Source organism: Buttiauxella sp., from assembly GCF_035271705.1.
Taxonomy (GTDB): Bacteria; Pseudomonadota; Gammaproteobacteria; order Enterobacterales; family Enterobacteriaceae; genus Buttiauxella.
The window spans coordinates 1-8,792 of the sequence record NZ_DATERI010000001.1 but is presented as its reverse complement, the minus strand read 5'-3'; the positions used below and the strand labels follow the sequence as shown (position 1 = coordinate 8,792).

Here is an 8,792-nt window from a genome sequence, read left to right as displayed (position 1 = left end):
AAGCGCAAAACGGACAGCCATGAAAGCCATCCGCTTGTTAGAGAACATATTAATTCTGTGGCGGCAAACAGACGCCAATACCCCCAATGCCGCAATATCCGTACGGATTTTTATGCAGATATTGCTGGTGGTCGTCTTCGGCGTAATAGAACGGACCCGCAGTGGCGATTTCCGTGGTCACTTTACGGTCATCTCCGGCAAGAGCCATCGCATCCTGGAAGCGTTCTAAACTGGCGCGTGCGGCGCTATCTTGCTCTGGCGTAAGCGGGTAAATTGCGGAACGATATTGCGTGCCGACATCTCCGCCCTGGCGCATGCCCTGAGCCGGATCGTGATTTTCCCAAAACACGTGCAGTAATTGTTCATAAGTCACCACTTGCGGGTCGTAAACCACGCGCACGGCTTCGGTGTGCCCGGTCATGCCACTACACACTTCACGATAGGTCGGGTTGGGCGTAAAACCGCCAGCGTAACCCGCGGCGGTGCTGTATACCCCAGGTATTATCCAGAACATACGTTCAACGCCCCAGAAACAACCCATCGCAAAATAAGCGGTTTCCATCCCATCTGGTACATTGGTCATTGAATGCTCATTAACCGCATGTAACGTGGCGATCGGCATCGGGGTATTGCGACCAGGTAACGCTTCAGACTGGGTCACGGGATGGGTTTTCTCAAATAATTTCATCAGTCATGCTCTCCCGATATCGACAAAATTTAACAACAACCGACGATCGGTTGTAACGTAGCGTGTTATTTCAGACAATAAGCACGCATTATGAGACTACAGTACATATAAGAATTATTTGGGTTATTGTGCAGTTTTCAACCCCGGTTGTTGGGGTTTTGTTAATCCTAAGGGCGGCGATAGCCGTCATAGTTCAAGTTGCAAGTGCGTTGGCTTTCCTCGTTCACCCCAGTCACTTACTGGAGTAAGTTCCCGGGGATTCACTGCATCGCCGCCTACCTGCAACCCGAATTACTTAGGGTATATAACGTTTCCTTCCCGGGGTGGGAACAAGGATATTCAGGAGAAAACGTGCCACAAATTCGTATATTTTGCTCGGCCTGTTTGTGCCTGGTAAGCACGTGGGCCGGAGCTGCCAATGTGCGTTTACAGGTTGATGGGTTAAGCGGAGAGCTACAAAAAAACGTTCGCGCCCAGCTTTCTACGATCCAGGGGGATGAAGTTACGCCGGACAGGCGATTTCGCGCGCGCGTGGATGATGCCATCCGTAATGGATTGAAAGCCCTCGGATATTATGAGCCAACCATTGAATTCAACCTGCTGCCACCCCCCGCCAAAGGGCGTCAGGTTCTACTCGCCAAAGTTGATCCCGGCCCGCCAGTGCTGATTGGCGGCACCGATGTTATCCTGCGTGGCGGTGCGCGTGACGATAAGGATTACATCGCGTTATTGGGTGAGCGCCCGAAAATCGGCACCATTCTGAATCATCATGATTACGATAGTTTCAAAAAAGATCTTTCCAATGTTGCTGTGCGAAAGGGCTACTTCGACAGTGAATTCCTCAAAAGCCAACTCGGGGTTTCGCTTGAGCGCCGCCAGGCGTTCTGGGACATCGATTACAACAGTGGTGAGCGTTACCGTTTTGGCGCCGTGACCTTTCAAGGCTCACAAATTCGCGAAGAATATTTGCAAAATCTGGTGCCTTTTAAGCAGGGTGATTACTACACCTCAAAAGATTTAGCTGAGTTAAACCGCCGCTTATCGGCGACGGGTTGGTTTAACTCGGTGGTGGTGGCGCCGGAATTCGACAAATCTCGCGAAACCAAAGTTTTACCATTAAAGGGTGTCGTTTCCCCAAGAACTGAAAATACCATTGAAACCGGTGTGGGGTATTCCACCGACGTTGGGCCGCGTGTAAAAGCGTCGTGGAAAAAACCGTGGATGAACTCTTACGGCCACAGCCTGACCAGCAGTATCAGCCTTTCAGCACCAGAACAAATCATCGATTTCAGCTACAAAATGCCGCTGCTCAAAAACCCGCTGGAACAATATTATCTGGTGCAGGGTGGCTTTAAAGCGACGGACTTGAACGATACCATGTCCGACTCCAGCACGTTCGCCGTCTCCCGATACTGGGATTTATCAAGCGGTTGGCAACATGCTATCAACCTGCGTTGGAGCCTCGACCACTTTACCCAAGCCGACGTCACCAACACGACGATGCTGCTTTATCCGGGTGTAAGCCTCAACCGTACCCGTTCACGGGGTGGTTTGATGCCAACCTGGGGCGATTCACAACGCTACTCGCTTGATGTTTCCAACACCCTGTGGGGCTCTGACGTCGACTTTGCCGTCATTCAGGCACAGCAAGTCTGGATCCGTACGTTGCAAGAAAAACACCGCTTTGTCGTGCGCGGCAACGTGGGCTGGATTGAAACGAACGACTTCGACAAAGTGCCGCCGGACTTGCGCTTCTTCGCAGGTGGCGACCGCAGTATTCGCGGCTATTCCTATAAATCTGTCTCACCGGAAAACGACAAGGGTGAGCTGACAGGTGCATCAAAAATGGTCACCGGTTCACTGGAATACCAGTACAACGTCACGGGTAAGTGGTGGGGGGCGGTGTTTGTTGACTCAGGCGAAGCAGTCAACAATTTCAAACAGAGCAACTTTAAAACTGGCGCAGGTTTTGGTGTGCGTTGGCAGTCACCTGTCGGGCCAGTCAAGCTCGACCTTGCCGTTCCTGTGGCTGATAAAGATGAGCATGGTTTACAGTTTTACATCGGTTTGGGGCCTGAACTATGAGTCGTTGGAAGAAGATAAGCCTCGCGGTGTTGGTTTTTGTGCTGCTGCTGATGGGAACAGCCGGTTTCCTGGTGGGCACCACGAGCGGGCTGCACGTCTTATTTAATGCTGCCAACCGTTGGGTGCCGGGACTGGACATGACGAGCGTAACAGGCGGCTGGCGCAATCTGAGCATCAAAGGTTTGCGCTACCAACAGCCGGGGGTCAATGTCACTGCCGGTGAAATTAACCTCGCGGTCGAACTCGGTTGCCTGCGCGATAGCAGTCTGTGCGTGAATAATCTCTCGCTCAAAGATATCGACGTCGTAGTCGACAGTAAGAAAATGCCACAGTCGGAAGCCGTTCAGGAAGAAGACACTGGCCCGTTAAATCTCACCACGCCGTATCCCATCACCTTACGTCGTGTGGCGCTCAATAACGTCAATATCAAGATTGATAACACCACCGTTTCGGTCATGGAGTTTACCTCTGGCCTGAACTGGCAAGAGCGTAACCTGACTGTGACGCCAACTTATCTCGAAGGTTTGCTGATTGCGCTGCCGAAGGTGGCCAAAGTTGCGCAGGAACAGGTGGTTGAACCGAAGATTCAGAATCCACAACCGGACGAGTTGCCCCTTGGGGAAACGCTGAAACAGTTGTTTGAAAAGCCTGTTTTACCAGAAATGACCGATGTGCATTTGCCGCTGAATCTGAATATTCAGGAATTTCGCGGCTCGCTATTGCACCTCACTGGCGATACCGATTTGCTGGTCAGCAGCCTGTTGTTAAAAGTCAGCAGTATCGACGGCTCTCTTAAACTGGACGCCCTGGATGTCGATTCTAACCAGGGGCAGGTCAACGCCATGGGTAGCGCGGAGCTGCGTGATAAATGGCCGGTAGACCTTACCTTAAACACCATGCTGAATATCGATCCGATTAAAGGTGAAAAGGTGAAGATTAAGATCGGTGGGGAACTGCGAGATGTGCTGAAAGTCGGCATTAATCTTTCAGGCCCGGTCGACATGGGCATCACCGCGCACACGCAACTGGCCGAGGCCGGTTTACCGCTCAATCTGGAAGTGGTCAGCGAACAGCTTTACTGGCCTTTCACCGGGAAAAAAGAGTACCAGGCAGACGACCTGAAGCTGAAATTTAGCGGGAAAATGACGGATTACACGTTGTCATTTCGCACGGACGTAAAAGGCGAGCAAATCCCGCCAGCCGTCATCACACTGGACGCTAAAGGCAACGAGCAACAGCTTAATCTCGACAAGCTACGAGTGAGCGCGTTGCAGGGCAACACCGACCTGAAAGCGGTTCTTGACTGGAGCAAAGCGATTAGCTGGCGCGGTGAGTTAAAACTCGATGGCATCAACACCGCGAAGCAATTCCCGGATTGGCCTGCGAAGCTTGACGGCCTGGTGAAAACCAGCGGCAGTTTGTACGGTGGCTCCTGGCAGGTGGATGTCTCAGAGATGAAGCTCGCCGGTAACGTCAAAAATAACAAAGTGAGTGTTGCCGGGAAACTCAACGGCAACAGTTATATGCAGTGGAAAACCCCTGGTGTGCGTATCGAACTGGGGCGTAACAGCGCGGATATTAAAGGTGAGTTGGGCGAAAAAGATTTGGCGCTGGATGCCAACATTGATGCCCCTAATCTCGACAACGCGTTACCCGGCCTTGGCGGCACGGCAAAAGGCATCATTAAAGTGCGCGGTGATGTGAAAGCGCCACAATTGCTGGCGGATGTCACGGCGAACAATCTGCGCTGGCAAGAGCTGTCCGTTGCACGCGTCTTGTTGAAAGGGGAGGTGAAATCCACCGATCAAATCTCCGGGAGTCTGGACTTACGCGTCGAGCAAGTGGCCCAGCCAGGCGTCGACATCAACCTGGTGACCCTCGCCGCAAAAGGTTCTGAAAAGCAGCACCAGCTGCAAGTGCGTATCCAGGGTGAGCCGGTTTCCGGGCAACTTGATTTAAGCGGAAGCTTCTCTCGTGCGGAAGAGCGCTGGCGTGGCAATATCAACAATACGCGATTCGACACGCCGGTCGGCCCGTGGTCCCTTAATCGCGCCCTGGCGCTCGATTACCGCAATAAAGAGCAGAAAATCAATATCGGTGCGCATTGTTGGACTAACCCGAATGCGGAGCTTTGCGTGCCACAACCGATTGATGCTGGCGCGAAAGGGCGTGCGGTAGTCAACCTGAATCGCTTTGATTTAGCGATGCTCAAACCCTTTATGCCGGAAGATACACAAGCTGTGGGCACCTTTAGTGGCCGTGCGGATGTGAGCTGGGATAGTGAATCTAAGGGGCTGCCACAAGGCAGCGTCACACTGCAAGGTAACGGCGTCAAAGTCACGCAAGTGGTCAACGACAGCCCGCTGTTGGTGGCGTTTGATACGCTGAATCTGAATGCGGAACTGAAAAATAACCGGGCGCAGCTTGGCTGGTTGATCCGCGTCGCGCAAAACGGCCAGTTCGACGGACAAGTCCAAATTACCGATCCACAAGGCCGCCGTAATCTCGGCGGTAATGTGAATATGCGTAACTTTGATTTGGCTATCGCCAACCCAATTTTCGCGCGCGGGGAAAAAGCCGCCGGGAAACTCAACGCTAATTTGCGCCTGGCAGGTAATGTTGAGCGGCCTCAACTGTTCGGGCAATTGCAGCTCAACGGTATGGATATCGATGGTAACTTTATGCCGTTTGATATGCAGCCAAGCCAGCTTGCCATGAACTTTAACGGTATGAACTCAACGCTTGCCGGTACGGTGCGCACCAGACAGGGGAATATTGCTCTGAGCGGTGACGCGGACTGGACGCAACTCGACAATTGGCGAGCGCGTGTGGCAGCGAAAGGCAATAAAGTGCGTATTACGGTTCCGCCGATGGTGCGTCTCGACGTTTCGCCAGATGTTGAGTTTGTGGCGACGCCGAGCTTGTTCACGCTGGATGGTCGCGTTGACATTCCGTGGGCGCGTATCGTGGTGCAAGAGGTGCCTGAGAGCGCGGTCGGCGTTTCCAGTGACGAAGTGATGCTGGATAAAGACCTGAAGCCTATTAAACCGCAAACCGCGGGTATTCCCATCAACAGTAATTTGGTTATCCACGTCGGCGATAACGTGCGCCTGAATGCCTTTGGTTTGAAAGCGCGTTTGAACGGCGATTTGAAAATGGTTCAGGATAAGCAGGGATTAGGTCTTAACGGGCAGATCAATATTCCAGAAGGGAGTTTCCGTGCTTACGGGCAGGATCTGATCGTTCGCAAAGGCATCTTGCTGTTCTCGGGTCCTCCGGACCAACCGTTGCTGAACATCGAGGCAATTCGTAACCCGGAATCCACAGAAAACGATGTTATTGCCGGTGTTCGTGTCACAGGAACGGCTGATGAACCCAAAGCTGAAATATTTTCTGATCCGGCTATGTCACAGCAAGAAGCCTTGTCCTACCTGCTTCGCGGGCAAGGTTTAGACACTTCGGGTGATGATGGTAACGCCATGACATCAATGCTTGTTGGCCTGGGGGTTGCACAAAGTGGTCAGGTTGTGGGTAAAATCGGCGAGACGTTTGGCGTAAGCAACCTGGCGCTGGACACCGCAGGTGTGGGGGATTCTTCACAAGTGGTGGTCAGTGGCTATGTACTGCCGGGTCTCCAGGTAAAATATGGCGTGGGCATTTTTGACTCGTTGGCGACACTAACACTGCGCTATCGCCTAATGCCTAAGTTGTATCTGGAAGCGGTGTCTGGTATTGATCAGGCTCTTGATCTGCTTTATCAGTTTGAGTTTTAGCAATGCGAATATTTGTTTACGGCAGTTTACGACGCAAGCAAGGTAATAGTCACTGGATGACCAACGCCCAGTGGCTTGGGGACCATCGTGTCGAAAATTACACGTTATACAGCCTCGGCCATTACCCCGGTGTTGTTCCTGGTGAAGGTACCGTAGTCGGTGAGGTGTATCGCATTGATGCTTCAACACTCTCTGAGCTCGATGCTTTGCGCACCAAAGGTGGCGAGTATAAACGCCAACTGATTCAGACCCCATACGGTAGTGCGTGGATGTACGTGTACCAACGGCAGGTGGATGGATTAACCCGCATTGAAAGCGGAAACTGGGTAGACCGGTAACCGTCCTGCGATCGCTCTCACCCCCTGTCAGCGGGCATAATTTCTGCTGACAGGGGGTGAACTCTCACCTTAGCGCATGATGCGTTTTAATATTCTGTTCACCTGCTGTTCAAATTCCGTCGCGGCTTGATCGACGGTTTTCTTACCGTAATCAATCTCTTCTCTGGCGTTGTCAAACAGGGTGACAAACTGCCCATCTTCCAGCTGTGGCAAGGTGGCCGAAGCATTAGGCAGTTTTGCCGATTGTGCGAGCCCCTGAATGACAGGATCGTCATCCTGCCAGATCCCGGCGTCACGCAGCGCTTTTTCCCCTGCTTTACTCAAGGGTGCGCCGCGTTCCAGGCCAACAGGCACCACGCCTTCCTTTTCATTGAGCAGGAAATTGAGCAGCAAAGCGGCTTCTTTCGGGTGCTTTGTGTGACGGCTTATCGAATACATCAACGCGGTTTTACGAAACTGTCCGGCATCTTTCGCGCCAGGGAGCATCGGGTAGGGGCCAATAACCAGTTTGTTAGGGGGCATCAGGTTCCCCGCTTCAGGGGTATACAACACGTTCCAGTTATAAACCCCGCCCCACTCGCCGTTGATCCAGGGCTTCATTTCATAGTTAATGCCTTTGCCGAAAGAGGCGATTTGTTTCATGGTCGGGGCGACATGCGCGTCCATCAGACTTTTGTAGAAGGTTAGCCCTTCAACCAGCTCCTCATGACTCCAGGCAAATGCCTTACTCTTAACGTCTATCATCTCTTTCTGGTATTTCTGGTACATGTAAGAACGTACCAGCAGCAACGCATCTTGTCCTGATAAGACGAGGGGGAAATAGTCGTCGCCGAGTTTCGCTTTAAACTGTTGACCCGCTGCGCGTAATTCATCCCAGGTGGTGGGCAGTGGAACGCCCGCTTTTTCCCAAGTATGCGCGTTGTAATAGAACAACATGACATTGCTGGAAATGGGTATCGCGTTCACTTTGCCGTTAACCGTGGTGGTGGCGAGCGACTCAGGGGAATAGTGCTCAAGCCCGATCTCTTTGCTGACGTTATTAAGATCGTAGAAACCGTCTCCGGTGCGGGAAAGCAGCGTCAGCCAGTTCCAGTTGGTCTGGATAATATCTGCTTCCGTGCCGCTATTGAGCTGCGTGGTAACGCGAGAGGAATAGCCGTCCCAACCGGTGTATTCTGCTTTAACTTTGATGTTGGGGTAGCGTGCTTCGAATGCCTTCAGGGCTTCCAGGGTGGCGACGTTACGGGATTTTCCGCCCCACCAGGAGAAGCGCAGTTCCACTTGTTCGCTACTGAAAGCCAGCGACGCATTGCCGAGCGTGCAACAGATCAGTAAAAAAAGAAGTGCTGTCTTCATGGTTCCATCCTCATTGTGATTAACCGCGAACTTTCTTCTGTCGGTAAGCCGTCAAGTGGCTAACCAGGCGCATTTCTTCTTCATTCCACGGATTTCCCTGCTCGGTCAGAACATCGTGAAACCATAACGACTGCGGATCAGGATGCGTTTTGTTAACGTCGGTCCAGGGGATCCAAGTTTGGGTTTTACCCTGCACCAATCCCCACTGGTAGCAACCCGCATCATAAGCGGCGAATAACGGCAGTTGCTCGCTGAAAGTGCAGTCCATATGCCGCGCCAGCCACTCGGTGCAAAGCACAGGGCGATTGAGTTGTGACAGGTGGTGCAATGCCGTGAGCTGATAGTTTGCAGGAACATAGGCGTGATAGCTGATGACGTCTGAAAGCTGAAGCGCTGCGAGATCAATCGGATGCCCGTACAGCGTGTTGTTTTCAATGTCGAGATGCCACGCGGCAACCGTCAGCGGCTGGGAAGGGCCAACGTCACGGGCCCAGTGAAAGGCGCTGATCAACAGTTGCAACGCGAACTCTTCAATCCTGATGTCGGCCTCCC

Annotated in this window: 5 protein-coding genes and 1 pseudogene; 3 read left to right on the top strand and 3 right to left on the bottom strand. The window is 52.5% G+C overall.

The features are described 5' to 3' along the window. Nucleotides 1–49: 49 nt before the first annotated feature. Entirely contained in the window at nt 50–688 is a 639-nt protein-coding gene (msrA, locus tag VJY99_RS00030) for a peptide-methionine (S)-S-oxide reductase MsrA (RefSeq protein ID WP_324115136.1), read from the bottom strand. Between the two features lie 351 nt (nt 689–1,039). Between msrA and tamA the strand changes: the two genes are divergently transcribed. From tamA to VJY99_RS00015, 3 genes are read left to right on the top strand one after another with little or no spacing between them, the layout of a single operon-like run. After that, complete coding sequence (tamA, locus tag VJY99_RS00025; protein ID WP_324115134.1) at nt 1,040–2,773, top strand: autotransporter assembly complex protein TamA; 1,734 nt, start codon at nt 1,040–1,042, stop codon at nt 2,771–2,773. Then, nucleotides 2,770–6,546 (top strand): autotransporter assembly complex protein TamB, encoded by a 3,777-nt coding sequence (tamB, locus tag VJY99_RS00020; protein WP_324115131.1) that lies wholly within the window; start codon nt 2,770–2,772, stop codon nt 6,544–6,546. Before tamA ends, tamB begins: the two co-directional genes overlap by 4 nt. 2 nt (nt 6,547–6,548) lie before the next feature. Continuing rightward, complete coding sequence (locus VJY99_RS00015) at nt 6,549–6,884, top strand: gamma-glutamylcyclotransferase (protein WP_324115129.1); 336 nt, start codon at nt 6,549–6,551, stop codon at nt 6,882–6,884. 69 nt (nt 6,885–6,953) lie between these two features. Here VJY99_RS00015 and VJY99_RS00010 read toward each other — a convergent pair whose 3' ends face one another. After that, a complete protein-coding gene (locus VJY99_RS00010) occupies nt 6,954–8,240 on the bottom strand; it encodes an ABC transporter substrate-binding protein (RefSeq protein ID WP_324115127.1) in 1,287 nt (428 codons plus the stop codon). A 19-nt stretch (nt 8,241–8,259) separates the two neighbouring features. After that, nucleotides 8,260–8,792: pseudogene (locus tag VJY99_RS00005) on the bottom strand (1,4-beta-xylanase); the annotation flags it as partial.

Excerpts from the sequence above, each read along its gene's own strand:
- msrA (WP_324115136.1), bottom strand. The coding sequence starts at position 688 with ATGAAATTATTTGAGAAAACCCATCCCGTGACCCAGTCTGAAGCGTTA.
- tamB (WP_324115131.1), top strand. The coding sequence starts at position 2,770 with ATGAGTCGTTGGAAGAAGATAAGCCTCGCGGTGTTGGTTTTTGTGCTG.
- VJY99_RS00015 (WP_324115129.1), top strand. The coding sequence starts at position 6,549 with ATGCGAATATTTGTTTACGGCAGTTTACGACGCAAGCAAGGTAATAGT.
- VJY99_RS00010 (WP_324115127.1), bottom strand. The coding sequence starts at position 8,240 with ATGAAGACAGCACTTCTTTTTTTACTGATCTGTTGCACGCTCGGCAAT.